This is a genomic window from Paenirhodobacter populi (genome assembly GCF_004022215.1).
Taxonomy (GTDB): Bacteria; Pseudomonadota; Alphaproteobacteria; order Rhodobacterales; family Rhodobacteraceae; genus Rhodobacter; species Rhodobacter populi.
Genome location: NZ_SAUZ01000002.1, coordinates 56,565 through 70,639, shown reverse-complemented (window position 1 = coordinate 70,639; position 14,075 = coordinate 56,565). Strand labels below are relative to the sequence as shown.

12 protein-coding genes are annotated in these 14,075 nt (G+C 67.3%); 1 reads left to right on the top strand and 11 read right to left on the bottom strand.

Going from position 1 to position 14,075, the window contains the following annotated elements:
- Window positions 1-7: 7 nt before the first annotated feature.
- The 4 genes from D2T30_RS02025 to D2T30_RS02010 all read right to left on the bottom strand — a co-directional run bounded on the left by D2T30_RS02025 (window position 8) and on the right by D2T30_RS02010 (window position 2,144).
- Window positions 8-310 (bottom strand): urease subunit gamma, encoded by a 303-nt coding sequence (locus tag D2T30_RS02025; RefSeq protein WP_128181105.1) that lies wholly within the window; start codon window positions 308-310, stop codon window positions 8-10.
- A gap of 9 nt (window positions 311-319) precedes the next feature.
- Window positions 320-1,129 carry an urease accessory protein UreD gene (locus D2T30_RS02020; protein WP_128207431.1) on the bottom strand — a complete coding sequence of 270 codons (810 nt, stop codon included), beginning with the start codon at window positions 1,127-1,129 and terminating at the stop codon, window positions 320-322.
- A 101-nt stretch (window positions 1,130-1,230) separates the two neighbouring features.
- Window positions 1,231-1,689, bottom strand: coding sequence for an Lrp/AsnC family transcriptional regulator (locus tag D2T30_RS02015; RefSeq protein WP_128207430.1), 459 nt, complete (start codon window positions 1,687-1,689; stop codon window positions 1,231-1,233).
- On the bottom strand, window positions 1,686-2,144 hold the full coding sequence (locus D2T30_RS02010; protein ID WP_128181111.1) for an Lrp/AsnC family transcriptional regulator: 459 nt from the start codon (window positions 2,142-2,144) through the stop codon (window positions 1,686-1,688). Before D2T30_RS02010 ends, D2T30_RS02015 begins: the two co-directional genes overlap by 4 nt.
- Before the next feature lie 126 nt (window positions 2,145-2,270).
- On the opposite strand from D2T30_RS02010, the gene ilvC reads away from it, so the two are divergent.
- Window positions 2,271-3,293 carry a ketol-acid reductoisomerase gene (gene ilvC, locus D2T30_RS02005; RefSeq protein ID WP_128181113.1) on the top strand — a complete coding sequence of 341 codons (1,023 nt, stop codon included), beginning with the start codon at window positions 2,271-2,273 and terminating at the stop codon, window positions 3,291-3,293.
- A 442-nt stretch (window positions 3,294-3,735) separates the two neighbouring features.
- Here the strand turns inward: ilvC and glmM are convergent, their stop codons facing one another.
- The 7 genes from glmM to D2T30_RS01970 form a co-directional block, all read right to left on the bottom strand.
- A complete protein-coding gene (glmM, locus tag D2T30_RS02000; protein ID WP_128207429.1) occupies window positions 3,736-5,079 on the bottom strand; it encodes a phosphoglucosamine mutase in 1,344 nt (447 codons plus the stop codon).
- Entirely contained in the window at window positions 5,076-6,101 is a 1,026-nt protein-coding gene (gene folP / locus D2T30_RS01995) for a dihydropteroate synthase (protein WP_128207428.1), read from the bottom strand. The genes glmM and folP overlap by 4 nt, the downstream gene beginning before the upstream one ends.
- Window positions 6,102-6,140: 39 nt before the next feature.
- Window positions 6,141-7,055, bottom strand: a complete 915-nt coding sequence (locus D2T30_RS01990) for a dihydroneopterin aldolase (protein ID WP_128207427.1) — start codon at window positions 7,053-7,055, stop codon at window positions 6,141-6,143.
- A 94-nt stretch (window positions 7,056-7,149) separates the two neighbouring features.
- Window positions 7,150-7,824 (bottom strand): cell wall hydrolase, encoded by a 675-nt coding sequence (locus D2T30_RS01985; protein WP_128181121.1) that lies wholly within the window; start codon window positions 7,822-7,824, stop codon window positions 7,150-7,152.
- A gap of 214 nt (window positions 7,825-8,038) precedes the next feature.
- Entirely contained in the window at window positions 8,039-10,582 is a 2,544-nt protein-coding gene (locus D2T30_RS01980) for a putative PEP-binding protein (RefSeq protein ID WP_128207426.1), read from the bottom strand.
- A gap of 223 nt (window positions 10,583-10,805) precedes the next feature.
- Window positions 10,806-13,037: a glycine--tRNA ligase subunit beta gene (glyS, locus tag D2T30_RS01975; RefSeq protein ID WP_128207425.1), complete on the bottom strand. Its 2,232-nt coding sequence runs from the start codon at window positions 13,035-13,037 to the stop codon at window positions 10,806-10,808.
- Window positions 13,038-13,039: 2 nt separating this feature from the next.
- Window positions 13,040-14,035: a glycine--tRNA ligase subunit alpha gene (locus tag D2T30_RS01970; RefSeq protein ID WP_128207424.1), complete on the bottom strand. Its 996-nt coding sequence runs from the start codon at window positions 14,033-14,035 to the stop codon at window positions 13,040-13,042.
- Window positions 14,036-14,075 lie beyond the last annotated feature (40 nt).

The following is a 14,075-nucleotide window of genomic DNA, read 5'->3' as shown; positions in this document are numbered from 1 at the left end:
CGCCTCCTCAGCGGATGGGATGGTGGACGGTGACGAGCTTGGTGCCGTCGGGGAAGGTCGCCTCGATCTGGATCGAATGGATCATCTCGGGGATGCCTTCCATGCACTGGTCGCGGGTGATGACATGGGCACCCGCCTCCATCAGATCGGCGACCGAGCGGCCGTCGCGCGCCCCCTCGACCACGAAATCCGAGATGATGGCGATCGCCTCGGGGTGGTTCAGCTTGACGCCGCGGTCGAGCCGGTTGCGCGCGACCATCGCGGCAAGGCTGATCAGCAGCTTTTCCTTTTCGCGGGGGCTCAGGTTCATCTTGTCCCTCTATATTTGCCAGACACGGGGGGGTGCGGCGCCCTGCCGCAACACCGCCATCAGTTTCAGGATCTGCTTGCGCAGGGGCCAGCCGTCGGGGGCCAGCAGCCGCACCACGCATTTGCCGTCAAAGGCCGAGGCGGCGGCCTCGACCCCCTCGACCGTCAGGGCGGCGCGGGCGGGGGCCAGCGCATCCTCGCCCCCCCGCGCGCACAGCACCAGCGTCGCAAAGGCCCGTGCCGGGCCAAGGATCGCGGTGCGCGGGCCGGTCAGCAGCGCGGTGCCCAGCCGGAACGGTTCAAGGAAGACCGGGCGCCCGGCCCGCTCGATCCGGCGGGTGTCATGGAAACGCAGGTCGCGCACCACCTCCCCCATCGCGGCACGGCCGAGGACGACGGATTCCAGCATCAGGCAGCCAGCATCGGGCGCGAGCGAGATCACCGTCTCGCGCACCAGATCGGCGCGGTCGAACAGGATGGTTTCCTGCGGCAGCCAGTCGAGCCAGCCGCCCGGCCCGACCTCGTGCCGCACCGCGACCCGCGCCGGGCCGTGATCGGCGCGATAGGCGCGCTCCGCCGCCTGCGTCGTGGTGATCAACCGCCCGCCCGCGATCTCCGTGCGGTAGGACAGCCGGTCGCCCGAGGTCAGCCCCCCCGCCGTGTTCAGGAACACCGCCTCGGGCACCGCATCGCGCACCCGTGGCAGCAGCGCCTTGCCGCAGCCGCGCTGGCGCAGACCGCACAGCCGCCCGCCGGCGAAAGCCACGGCGGCTTCGCCCTCGGCGCGTTGCATGACGGTCTGGCTGGTGGTGTCGAACATCGCTTCCCCTCGTCCCCGGTCTACAAGCGAAGGCCGGGGGCGTCCATCCCGCAGCCGCCTTCCGCGCCGCGCCAGAGGCAGCATGCCGAAAAAACAGGCAGTCAGCCGAGTGGGCCCGGCAGGCGTTCCTCGGACAGCAGCACGTTGGCCTCGACCTGACCCAGCCCCGGCAGGGTCATGATCCGGCGGCGCAAGACACGCTCGAAATCCGCGATGTCGCGGGCGCGGACCTTCAGGCGGTAGTCGAAAAGGCCCAGCACATGCTGCACCACCTGCACCTCGGGGATGGCGGTAACGGCGCGTTCGAAATCCTCAAGGCTGACGCGGCCCTTGGTCGCCAGCTTGACGCCAAGGAACACCGTCACGCCGAAGCCCGCCGCCGCATGATCCAGCACCAGCCGCCGCCCGGCGATGATGCCCTCCTCCTCCAGCCGCCGGATGCGGCGCCAGCAGGCCGGCTGCGACAGACCGAGCCTGCGCCCGAGCGCGCCCGCCGACAGCGTCGCATCCGCCTCCAGCGCCCGCAGGATCGCCCGGTCCATGTCGTCAAGCGCGATCACAGCGGCAGCTCCGCCGAATCCTTGATGGCGGAGATCAGCATCAGCGCCTCGGTGTCCTGGATATGCGGCAGGTTGAGGATGCGTTCACGATAGATCTCCTGCCAATGTGCCATGTCGCGGGCGATGGCGTTGAGGCGGACGTCGGTCTGGCCGAGGAAGGTCTGGATTTCCAGCACCTCGGGCACCTCGCGCGCGGCGGCGAGGAATTCGTCGAAGGCGCGCGGATGGGTCTTGTCGAGGGTGAAGCGCAGCGAGACCTCCACCTCCCACCCCAAGCGGCGCCAGTCGATCACCGCGCGCATCCCCTTGATGACGCCGCCCTCGCGCAGCCTCTCGATCCGGCGCCAGCAGGTGGCCGTGGTCAGCCCCGCGCGCTCGGCCAGATCGGCCGTCGCCATGCCCGGTTCGGCCAGCAGATGGCGCAGGATGCGCCGGTCGGTATCGTCCAGTTGCATGAACGTTTCACTTTTCCATTCTTTAGCGAATGATTTTTATCTCAGAAGGACGATTTCCTCAATCATTGATCTGATCCCTTTCGCGTTCCGCCTATCCTGCATGCAGAACATCAACGGAGGAACGCCATGCGCGTCTATTACGATCGCGATTGCGATGTGAACCTGATCAAGGACAAGAAGGTCGCCATTCTGGGCTACGGCTCGCAGGGCCATGCCCATGCGCTGAACCTGCGCGACTCGGGGGCGAAGAATGTCGTCGTCGCGCTGCGCGAGGGCAGCGCCTCGGCGAAGAAGGCCGAGGGCGAGGGCCTGAAGGTCATGGGCATCGCCGAAGCCGCCGCCTGGGCCGACCTGATCATGTTCACCATGCCCGACGAACTGCAGGCCGAGACCTACAAGAAATACGTCCACGACAACCTGCGCGAAGGCGCGGCGATCGCCTTCGCCCACGGCCTCAACGTGCATTTCGGCCTGATCGAGCCGAAGAAGGGCGTCGATGTCATCATGATGGCGCCGAAAGGCCCGGGCCACACCGTGCGCGGCGAATATGTCAAGGGCGGCGGCGTGCCCTGCCTCGTGGCCGTGGCGCAGGATGCGACCGGCAAGGCGATGGACATCGCGCTGTCCTACACCTCGGCGATCGGCGGCGGCCGCTCGGGCATCATCGAGACCAGCTTCCGGCAGGAATGCGAAACCGACCTGTTCGGCGAACAGGCGGTGCTCTGCGGCGGTCTGGTCGAACTGATCCGCATGGGCTTCGAGACGCTGGTCGAGGCCGGCTACGAACCGGAAATGGCCTATTTCGAATGCCTGCACGAGATGAAGCTGATCGTGGACCTGATCTACGAAGGCGGCATCGCCAACATGAACTATTCGATCTCCAACACCGCGGAATATGGCGAATACGTCTCCGGCCCGCGCGTGCTGCCCTACGAAGAGACGAAGAAGAACATGAAGGCCGTGCTGACCGACATCCAGAACGGCAAGTTCGTGCGCGACTTCATGCAGGAAAACGCCGTCGGCCAGCCCTATTTCAAGGCGACCCGCCGCATCAACGACGAGCATCCGATCGAACAGATCGGTGAAAAGCTGCGCGCCATGATGCCGTGGATCGGCAAGGGCAAGCTGGTCGACAAGAACCGCAACTGATCGCTGCGGCACCGGAGATGGGGGCGCTGCCCCCGTCTCTTTCAGAGACTCCCCCGGGATATTTATGGAAAAACGACGGGCAGGGAGGTTTCGGTCGCCGCGATGCGCCTGCGCTCCGGGCAGGAAGGCCGACAATCGTGAAGGACGAAGGGTCCGGGCCATGTCCCGCAGACCATCCGGGCCGGGGCTGCCTCAAAATGCGCCGTCATGACAGTGACGCAGAACGAGTTCCCTCGTGAGGCCAACCTCGGGCCCTAGCGTCGATCTGGACACAGGCGCCACTGTGGAGAACCGCATTCTCGGTTGCGACGCCGAATCCGGGTTTGACACAACCTCGGCCGAATTCATGCGTCTTCATCTTTCCATAAATATCCCGGGGGTGAATTGCCCGGCACGGGCAAGAGGGGGCTGGCCCCCTCTCTTCGATGCATGACTCGCGCCGTCAGGCGGCCTTTTCGACGGCCGCGACGATATCGTCCACCACCTCGTTCAGGATCGTTTCGTCGCCGCATTCCGCCATGACGCGGATCAGCGGCTCGGTCCCGGATTTTCGGATCAGCAGGCGGCCCCGGCCTTTCAGGCGCTCCTCGGCCGCGGCGATCGCCTGTTTGACCGGCTCGGCGTCCAGCGGCTCCTGCCCCGCGGCATAGCGCACGTTCTTCAGCAGTTGCGGCACCGTCTCGAACTGGCGCGCGAGTTCCGAGGCCTTCTGTCCCGTCTCGGCCATCGCGGCAAGGAACTGCACCCCCGCCATCAGACCGTCGCCCGTCGTCGCGTAATCCGTCATGACGATATGGCCCGACTGTTCGCCGCCGAGGTTGAAGCCCCCCTCGCGCATCCGTTCGACCACGTAGCGGTCGCCCACCTTGGTCCGTTCGAGCCGCAGCCCGCGCGCCGTCAGGAACCGTTCGAGCCCGAGGTTCGACATCACCGTCGCCACCAGCGCGCCGCCGCGCAGCTTGCCCGCATCCGCCCAACGCGCGGCGAACAGCGCCATGATCTGGTCGCCGTCCGCGACCTCGCCATTCTCGTCGATGATCATCACCCGGTCGGCATCGCCATCGAGCGAGATGCCCAGATCCGCGCCATGCGCCACCACCGCCTCGGCCGCCGTGCGGGTATGGGTCGAGCCGCAGCGTTCGTTGATGTTGCGCCCGTTCGGGGTGACGCCCACGGGGATCACCTCGCAGCCCAGTTCCCACAGCACCTCGGGCGCCGCCTTGTAGGCCGCACCGTTGGCGCAATCGATCACCACCTTCATCCCCGACAGCCGGCCGCGCGCCGGGAAGGTGGTCTTGGCATATTCGACATAGCGCCCGACGCCATCGTCGATGCGCTTCGCCCGGCCGATGTTCTGCGGCTGCGCCAGACGGATCTCGCCCGCGACCATCGCCTCGATCTCGGCCTCGGCCTCGTCCGACAGCTTGAACCCGTCGGGGCCGAAGAACTTGATGCCGTTGTCCTGCGAGGGATTGTGGCTGGCCGAGATCATGATCCCCAGATCCGCCCGCATCGAGCGCGTGAGATAGCCCACCGCCGGCGTCGGCACCGGGCCGAGCAGCAGCACGTTCATCCCCGTCGAGGTCAGCCCCGCCGTCAGCGCGTTTTCCAGCATGTAGCCGGACAGGCGCGTGTCCTTGCCGATCACCACCCGGTGCCCGTTGCCGCGATCGACGCGGAAATACCGCCCCGCCGCCGCGCCGAGCTTGAGCGCCATTTCCGCCGTCATCGGCCAGCTGTTCGCCTCGCCGCGCACGCCGTCGGTGCCGAAAAGTTTCCGCGTCATTGCTCGTTCCCCTCGTTTTTATGATTGATGGCGGTCCACAGCCGCAGCCCCTGCGCGATCTCCGCCACGTCATGGACCCGGTGGATCTGCGCCCCCTGTGCGATCCCCGCAAGCGTCACGGCCAGTGTGCCGGGCATCCGGTCGCGCGCCTCGCCAGCCCCACCGATCCGGCCGATGAAGCCCTTGCGCGACACGCCCAGAAGGATCGCGCAGCCCAGCCCGTGGAACAGGCTCAGCCCGCGCAGGAGCGTCAGGTTGTGCCCGATTGTCTTGCCGAAGCCGATGCCGGGGTCGGTCAGGATCCGGTCGCGTGGGATGCCCGCCGCCTCGGCCGCCGCGATCCGGGCTTCCAGATAGTCGTAGACGTCGAGGAGCACATCCTCGTAATGCGGCGCGATCTGCATCGTCGCGGGATCGCCCTGTGCGTGCATCAGGCAGACGGGCGCCCCCTGCCCCGCGACGGTCGCCGCCATCGCCGGGTCGAAGTCCATCGCGGTCACGTCATTCACCAGACCGGCTCCGGCGGTCAGCGCCGCTGCGGCCACGGCGGCCTTGCGCGTGTCGATGGAAACCGGCGTGCGATACCCGCCGTCACGCAGCGCGGCGATCACCGGCGCGGTGCGGGCGATTTCTTCGGCGACCGGAACCTTGGCCGCGCCGGGGCGGGTGGATTCCCCGCCGATGTCCAGAATATCCGCCCCCGCCGCCGCCAGATCGCGCGCCCGCGCGATGGCCGCCTGCGCCGCGTCGAACCGCCCCCCGTCCGAGAAACTGTCGGGCGTCACATTCAGGATACCCATGATCCGCGGGCGGGAAAGATCCAGCCCCGCCACCGGCGCGCGTGGCGCGCTCAGGCGGAAGGCGACCTCCTCGGGCAAATCGCGCGCGGGGATCAGGCCGAGGCTGCCCTCACGGCTCAGCTTTTCGGCATGGGTGAACCAGCCCCAGCCCCCCGCCAGCGGCAGGGCATCCGCGGGACGCGAAGCATCGGTCTGGACGATCGGTCGGTAATAGAGCTTCATGCCGCCCCCTATCGCGCCGGGGACCCGGCTTGGCAAGTCTCAGGCGGCGACGGGCACCACCGGCACGCGGCTTCCTGCCGGGGCTGAAACATCGCCGTGAAGCTCCAGCCGCGCGGCGGCCATCTGCTCGGCCAGCCACAGCGCCAGCGCCACCCCGTCGCGCACCGCGCCCTTCGGCCCGTCGACGGCGTCGAGCACGATCTTCGACGGCGCCCAGACCACCATCTGCCGCCGCCGCATCGCCCAGTCGATTTCCGTGCGCGTCGCCACGACGACACAGCGCGGATCGCGCGCGGCCAGCACCCAGGCGTTCTGCTCGATCGCCAGGAGGTCGATGCGCCGCTGCGTGGGCTTCTGCCCGCTGACCGGCACGGCGCCTTCGGGCAGGCCCACGGCCAGGATCACCGGCGCGCCGGAGGCCTCAAGCCGGTCGAGCCGCGCCGGAAGGTCGGGTGCCGCGATCACATCGTTCGACAGCCAGGCGACGACGGGATGCAGCGTCTCCTGCCCTTCGCCCGCCTGCACCGGGACCGAGGCGCGCGAGCGCGCGATTTCCACCCCGAGCGCGCCGGGGCCGCGGTCGAGCTTTTCGATCCGGACAAAAACGCGCATCGCCTGCGGTTCGGCCAAGATACGCTCGGCCACCCGCGCGGCGAGGGTTTCGAGCAGGTTCAGCCGCTCCGCCGCCAGCTCGGCCGAGATCGCCTCGGTGATCCGGTCATAGGACAGGATGCGGTCCACGTCGTCGTCCAGCGGCTCGGGCGCGGGGCGCACCTCCACCACCACGTTGAAGCGCAACCGCTGGCCATGCCCGCGTTCCTGCTGAAACGCGCCGATGTCCGCGCTGACGACATGATCGCGCAGGCTGATCCGGTCGCGCGGATCGGTGGGGGCCGAGGCGATCGCCCGTTCCTCGGGATGCGCGAAGGCAAGGGTGGTGTCGGGATTGGTCATCGGCTGGGCGTCCTGCAGGTTAGACCCGCACGATATAGAAACGGGGCGGGCCGAAGCCCACCCCGAAACGTCATATGAGTGGTGACAAACGACCTCAGTTCGATGCCGTCCGCAGGGATTTTCGGTAGAACAGATGCGCGCCGATCTGCGCGGTGTTGACGAAACGCTTCGACCAGACCGGACGGACGGCCTTGGTATGGAAATAGGTGGCCCCGTCGGTGAGCGTGCGCGGCGCCCCGTCCAGCATCGCCCGCGCGATCTTCAGCGATTGCCGATAAGCCGCGGCATTGGTCGGCGTATCGGGCCGGCCGTCGCAGACGAAGCTGAACTGGCAGCTGCCGCCGCCGCGCTGATTGACCACGCCGCAGACGGTGCGCGGAAAGGCGCTGTCGTCGACGCGGTTCAGGATGACCTCGGCCACCGCCTGCTGGCCGGTGACGCCTTCGCCCCGCGCCTCGTGGTAGAGCGCATTGGCGAGGCAGGCGACCTGCGTCTCGGTTTCCGGATCGGGCTGGCGGGCCAGCCATGCCTCGGTCAGCCGCGCGGTCGGCGTATCTTCGGTTTCTGCGGCGGAAATCATCATCGTCGACAGATGATCATCCGGAACCGCATCGAGTCCGGCGCGTTCCTGCACCAGAACGGAGACGAGACCCGATTGCATCACACCCTCGGGCAGGTTGGACTGGCTTACCGTAACTTCGGCACGCAAGCCTCCGGCAAGGGCAAGGAGGACAACGACGCCCCCCGTCCAGCTCTTCAGCACTGACATGTTTATCTTCCGATAAGATCGTCGCCCCGGCCCAAACGACCGGAACCCGGGGGCAATACCCGAACCCGGGTGCCCCGTCCACTTATCGACCATAAAACAGGCAGAAATCCGCCGGACGCGGCGGCCTGCCAGACCCGAATCAAATCGGGATCACCTTTTCGACGCTAAGGACAACCGTCTGAAAACACCACTGGAATCAGAGCGCTTTCGGCGGTCAAGAACGCTTTTTCGGCTTCGGCGCCAAAATGGCGAAATGGGCCGCCGCAAGCCGTGCGACCGGCACCCGGAAGGGCGAGCAGGAGACGTAGTCGAACCCCGCCGCCCGGCAGAAGGCGATCGATTCGGGGTTGCCGCCATGTTCGCCGCAGACCGAAATCGTCACCTCCCTGCGCGCCGCGCGGCCCCGGCTCGCGCCGATCAGCAAGAGTTCCCCCACCCCTTCGACGTCAAGAATGTGGAAAGGATCCTCGGCGTAGACGCCCTGTTTCACATAGGTCGACATGAAACGCCCGGCATCGTCGCGCGACAGCCCGTAGGTCATCTGCGTCAGGTCATTGGTTCCGAATGATAAAAAATGCGCGTGATGGGCGATTTCCCCGGCGCGCAGCGCAGCGCGCGGCGTTTCCACCATCACGCCGAGCCGCCAGGTGAATTCGGCCTTCATCTCGGTCCGCACGGCGGAGGCCACGGCGTCGATCCGGGTCTTGACGATTTCCACCTCGCGCGCGGCGGAGACGAGGGGGATCATCACCTCGGGCACGATGGGCGCGCCGCGCCGGCCGGCCTCGACCGCGGCCTCGAAAATCGCGCGGGCCTGCATGTCGTAGATTTCCGGCACGGTGACGCCAAGCCGCACCCCGCGCATGCCGAGCATCGGGTTGAACTCGCGCAACGCCTCGCAGCGGCGGGTGACTTCGGAGAGCGGGCGGTCGAGCGCCTCGGCCAGTTCGCGCATGCCTTCGCGGTCATGCGGCAGGAATTCGTGCAGGGGCGGGTCGAACAGACGGATGCAGACCGGCAGGCCCGCCATGATCTCGAACAGCGCGGTGAAATCGGCGCGCTGCATCGGCAGCAGACGTTCCAGCGCGATGCGCCGGTCGTTCGGCGTGTCGGCAAAGATCATCTCGCGCATCAGCGTCAGGCGGTCGTCGTCGAAGAACATGTGTTCCGTGCGGGCAAGGCCGATGCCCTCCGCCTCGAACATCCGGGCGGTGCGGGCGTCGTCCGGCGTGTCGGCATTGGCGCGGATGCCGATGTCACGCACATTGTCCGCCCATCGCAGCAAGGTGCGGAACCCGTCGTCGAGCGCGGGTTCCAGCATCTCCGCCGCGCCGGCCAGCACCGTGCCATTGGTGCCGTCGACGGTGAAGACATCGCCTTCGCGGAAGATCCGGCCGTCGGGCGCCGTCACCGTGCGGTCGCGCGGATTGACCGCCAGATCGGCGCAGCCGACGATGCAGGGCAGACCCAGCCCGCGCGCGATCACCGCCGCATGGCTGGTCATGCCGCCACGCTCGGTCAGCACCGCCACCGCCGCGTGCATGCCGCGCACGTCCTCGGGCACGGTTTCGCGCCGCACGAGGATGCAGGGTTCGTCCCGCGCCGCCGAGGCCTGCGCATCGCTTGCGGTGAAGACGATCCGCCCCGTCGCCGCGCCGGGCGAGGCGGCGATGCCCCGCGCCAGCAGGTCCTGCGCGCCGCGCGGATCGACCTGATAGTGCAGCAGTTCGGTCAGGGCGCGCGGTTCGACCCGCAACAGCGCATCCTCGCGCGAGATGATGCCCTCTTCGGCCAGCGTCACCGCGATCCGCACCGCGGCCCGGCCCGAGCGCCGCACCCGCACCGCGTCGATCAGCATCGGCGCGCCGCTTTCGATGGTGAACTCGATCTGCATCTCCTCGCGCAGATGTTCGCGGCAGCGCGCGCCATATTCGACCAGCCGGGCGAACAGCGCGGGATCCGCCTCTTCGAGCGAGGCGCCGCGCGGGTCATGGACCAGATAGAGCGTCTCCTCCGAGGCCTTGCGCCCCTGGCTCTGCCCCCGGAAGCGGCCGGTGATCCGCGGCAGGCCGGTGACGGAATCGACGAACTGGATTTCGCCGGACCCCGACAGCCCCGGCCCGATGCCAAGCGCCATGCGCTGGATCACGAGGCCGAGCGGCGCCTCGGCCGGAGCGCCCTTGGCCTGCCGCAAAAGCCGCGCGGTCGTGCCTTCCCACGCACGGGCCATGGAGCGGAGCACCTCGGCCAGCTGCCGGGCGGGGGATTGCGGGAAAGGCTCGTCCGTCTCGGCCCGGTAGAGGGCCAGCGCGGTTTCCAGCGCCTTCGGGCCGGGATCATCGTGGAACATGTCCGGGTCGAGCCGCGCGACATTGACCGCATAGATCTGCACGAACCGAAGGTAGAGCGCATCGGCCGCCTCTTTCCCGTGGCTATCGATCAGTTGCGCGTGGACCGCGTCGTTCATGCCGACGTTCAGCACCGTTCCCGGCCCGCCCCATTCGGGCTTTTCCGGGCTCGATCGCACCGAGACGAGGAAATCCGGCCCGAAGATCGCCGCGATGCCGGCGGTATCGGGCATCTGCCCGGCCGCGATGGCGCGCACGGTTTCGGTGGGCAGCGCCACCGTCTGTGGCACCGGCAGATCAAGCCGGATCAGCCGCTGGAGGCATTTCGCCCGCCAGCCGTGGCGTTCCGTCCTGATGGCCGCCGTCGGCACGAGTTCGGTGAACTCGGCGAAATCCGCGTGCTTCTGCATTGCAGCCTTCTCCCCGTCCCCGCTTCCCGTCCTGCGGGCAGGATAGGCACAACCGCGGGTTTCGCAAGTATGACACCCGCATGATGCCCGGAAACCGCGCCGGCACGCGCGCCGTTCGGCGGTCATCTCCCGGACCCGCCGTCGCCGGGGGGCCGTCTGCCCCCCGCCGGGGCTTCGCCCCGCCCCCCGAGGATATTTATGGAAAGCCGACGGGGGGGCCCGGTCAGCCCTCGACCTTCGTCAGATCGGCGACCGAGAGGCAGATCTGGCGGATGCGCGACAGCAGGTTCAGCCGGTTGCGCCGGAGGATCTGGTTATCGGCATTGATCTGCACCGCGGTGAAGAAGGCGTCGATCGGCGCGCGCAGGGCGGCCATCGCGGCCATGGCGGCGGCGAAATCCTCGGCCTGCATAGCGGGGGCGATGGCGGCCTCGGCCCTGTCGAGCGCGGCGAAGAGCGCCTTTTCCTCGGCCGTGTCGGCGAATTTCGGATCGGCGCCGAAGCTGTATTCGACGCCGTCCTTTTCCTCGGCCTGCGTGAGGATGTTGTTCGCGCGCTTGAAGCCCTGAATGAGGTTGGTGCCGTCGTCGGTCTTGAGGAAGGCGGTGAGCGCCTCGGCCCGTTTCACGACGAGGGTGAGGTCATCGGCGCCGGGCATCGACAGCACCGCATCGATGACGTCATAGGGGATGTTCTGTTCCTTCAGGAAGACCTTGAGGCGGTCGTGGAAGAAGGAGAGGAGGTCTTGCAGCTTATCAGCGAGATCAGGGAAATGCTCAACTGCACTTGCATAGTCATCTGGATCAATCGCTTTCACACTTCCGCTAAACTGCAGCTCGGCTCCTTCCTTGAAGTCTTCAGGAATCTGGAGATCTGAAAGAGCAGACAATACGTCCAGCTTTCCAGAATAATACCGATTTACCACATGAGCTGAAATCCTAGGTGCGAAAACGTCCGCCAGCTTTACCCGCAGCCCATTCCCAAGCACCAGCCGGATTACGCCAAGGGCGGCGCGGCGCAGCGCGAAGGGGTCTTTGGAGCCCGTGGGTTTCTCGTCGATCGCCCAGAAGCCGGTGAGCGTGTCGATCTTGTCGGCGAGCGCCACGGCGACGGTCACAGGGTCCGTCGGCACCTCGTCCGAGGGGCCGAGGGGCGAATAGTGGCCTTTGCAGGCGTCGGCGACGGCATCGGGCAGGCCCTCGGCGCGGGCGTAATAGCTGCCCATCAGGCCCTGAAGCTCGGGAAATTCACCGACCATGGCGGAGCGCAGGTCGGATTTCACCACCCGCGCGGCCTGCGCCGCGAGATCGGGGGCCGCGCCGGTCAGGGGGGCGATCTCGCGCGCCAGCGCCTCGATCCGGGCGATGCGTTCGGCCTGGCTCCCGAGCTTGTTGTGGAAGGTCACATGCGCAAGCCCCGCGCCCATGCCTTCGAGCCCTTCGGTCCGGACCACGCGCAGGTCGTGTTCCCAGAAGAATTTCGCATCCGAGAGCCGCGCCGACAGGACCTTGAGATTGCCCTTGAGGATGGTCGCGCCGTTATCCGCGGTCTCGCGGTTGGCGACGGTGACGAAGCCCTCGATCCGGCCGGTGGCGGGATTGCGGACCGAGAAGAACTTCTGGTGCTCCTTCATCGAGGTTTGCAGCACCTCGGGCGGCAGGGCGAGGAAATCCTCGGCGATGTCGCCCATCAGCGCGACGGGCCATTCGACCAGCCCCGCGACCTCGGTCAGCAGGCCCCGGTCCTCGACCACTTCGAGGCCACGGGCGAAGGCGAGCGTCTTCGCCTCGTTCCAGATGATCTCTTCGCGCTCGGCGCTGTCGAGCACGACCTTCGCGGACTTCAGCTTTGCCGCATAATCCTCGAAGGAGGTTACGGAAAATTCGTCCGGCGCCATGAAGCGGTGGCCGCGCGTGGTGTTGCCCGCGCGGATGCCGTCGATGTCGAGCGGCACGACCTCGGCCCCGGCCTCCGAGGTCAGCAGGCACAGGATGCCGTGCAGCGGGCGCACCCACCGCAGGCTGCCCGCGCCCCACCGCATGGATTTCGGCCAGGGGAAGGTGCGGATCGTCTTTTCCAGCACCTCGGCGATGATCCCGGGCGCCTGCCGGCCGGGTCTGGTCACCACGGCGAAATAGACCTGGCCCTTCTTGTCGTCGCGGATCTCAAGCTGGTCGCGCGTCAGGCCGGTCGAGCGCAGGAAGCCCTCGATCGCCTTTTCGGGGGCGGTGGTCTGCGGGCCCTTGCGTTCCTCGCGGAGCGTCGGGCTTTCGGCGGTCAGGCCCTCGATCGCCAGCGTCAGGCGGCGGGGCGTGGAAAAGGCGGCGGCATGGGCATAGATCAGGCCGGCCTCGACCAGACCATCGGTCACCATCTTGCGCAGGGTTTCGCGTGCGGTCCCCTGCATCCGGGCGGGGATTTCCTCGGAGAAGAGTTCAATCAGAAGATCGGGCATGATCAGTTCTCCGCCTTTGAAGTATCCGGGGCCTTGGAAGTATCCGGGGTCCAGCCGCCGGCCGGGGTCTGCACGAAGGCATCGGCGCATTTCTTCGCCAGCGCGCGGACGCGGCCGATATAGGCCTGCCGTTCGGTGACCGAGATCACCCCCCGCGCGTCGAGCAGGTTGAACAGATGCGAGGCCTTGATGCACTGGTCATAGGCGGGCTGGGCCATGACGATACGCTTGCCGGAATTCGGGTCCTCGGCCGGGAAGGACAGCAGGTGTTCGCATTCCTTCTCCGCATCCTCGAAATGGCGCAGCAGGATTTCGGTATCCGCCGCGTCGAAGTTGTAGCGGGAATATTGTTCCTCCGCCTGCCGGAAGACATCGCCATAGGTCAGGGGGATCGGCGCCTCGGGGTCGTTGAACGGCATGTTCATGACGTGATCGACGCCAAGCACATACATCGCAAGGCGTTCGAGGCCATAGGTCAGCTCGCCCGAGACGGGTTTGCAGTCATGCCCGCCGACCTGCTGGAAATAGGTGAACTGGCTGACTTCCATGCCGTCGCACCAGACCTCCCACCCAAGGCCCCAGGCGCCGAGGGTCGGGGATTCCCAGTCATCCTCGACAAAGCGGATATCGTGCAGCGCGAGGTCGATGCCGATGGCCGCGAGCGAGCCGAGGTAAAGCTCCTGCAGGTTCGCGGGCGAGGGTTTGATCAGCACCTGATATTGATAGTAGTGCTGCAGCCGGTTCGGGTTTTCGCCATAGCGTCCGTCGGTCGGCCGGCGCGAGGGCTGCACATAGGCCGCGGCCCAGGGCGTGGATCCAAGCGAGCGCAGCGTCGTCGCCGGGTGGAAGGTGCCCGCGCCCACCTCCATGTCATAGGGTTGCAGGATCGCGCAGCCCTTCGACGCCCAGTAGTTCATCAGTCGCAGGATGATGTCCTGAAACGACCGGGGGGCGGCGGGGTTCGATGTGGCCGGGTTCGTCGGGGCCGGGTTCGACATGGGGTCCACCTCTGAAAGAAAGCGCCCTTTCCATAGGCAA

Excerpts from the sequence above, each read along its gene's own strand:
- D2T30_RS02025 (WP_128181105.1), bottom strand. The coding sequence starts at position 310 with ATGAACCTGAGCCCCCGCGAAAAGGAAAAGCTGCTGATCAGCCTTGCC.
- ilvC (WP_128181113.1), top strand. The coding sequence starts at position 2,271 with ATGCGCGTCTATTACGATCGCGATTGCGATGTGAACCTGATCAAGGAC.
- D2T30_RS01970 (WP_128207424.1), bottom strand. The coding sequence starts at position 14,035 with ATGTCGAACCCGGCCCCGACGAACCCGGCCACATCGAACCCCGCCGCC.
- glyS (WP_128207425.1), bottom strand. The coding sequence starts at position 13,037 with ATGCCCGATCTTCTGATTGAACTCTTCTCCGAGGAAATCCCCGCCCGG.
- D2T30_RS01990 (WP_128207427.1), bottom strand. The coding sequence starts at position 7,055 with ATGACCAATCCCGACACCACCCTTGCCTTCGCGCATCCCGAGGAACGG.
- folP (WP_128207428.1), bottom strand. The coding sequence starts at position 6,101 with ATGAAGCTCTATTACCGACCGATCGTCCAGACCGATGCTTCGCGTCCC.
- D2T30_RS02010 (WP_128181111.1), bottom strand. The coding sequence starts at position 2,144 with ATGCAACTGGACGATACCGACCGGCGCATCCTGCGCCATCTGCTGGCC.
- glmM (WP_128207429.1), bottom strand. The coding sequence starts at position 5,079 with ATGACGCGGAAACTTTTCGGCACCGACGGCGTGCGCGGCGAGGCGAAC.
- D2T30_RS01980 (WP_128207426.1), bottom strand. The coding sequence starts at position 10,582 with ATGCAGAAGCACGCGGATTTCGCCGAGTTCACCGAACTCGTGCCGACG.
- D2T30_RS01985 (WP_128181121.1), bottom strand. The coding sequence starts at position 7,824 with ATGTCAGTGCTGAAGAGCTGGACGGGGGGCGTCGTTGTCCTCCTTGCC.
- D2T30_RS02020 (WP_128207431.1), bottom strand. The coding sequence starts at position 1,129 with ATGTTCGACACCACCAGCCAGACCGTCATGCAACGCGCCGAGGGCGAA.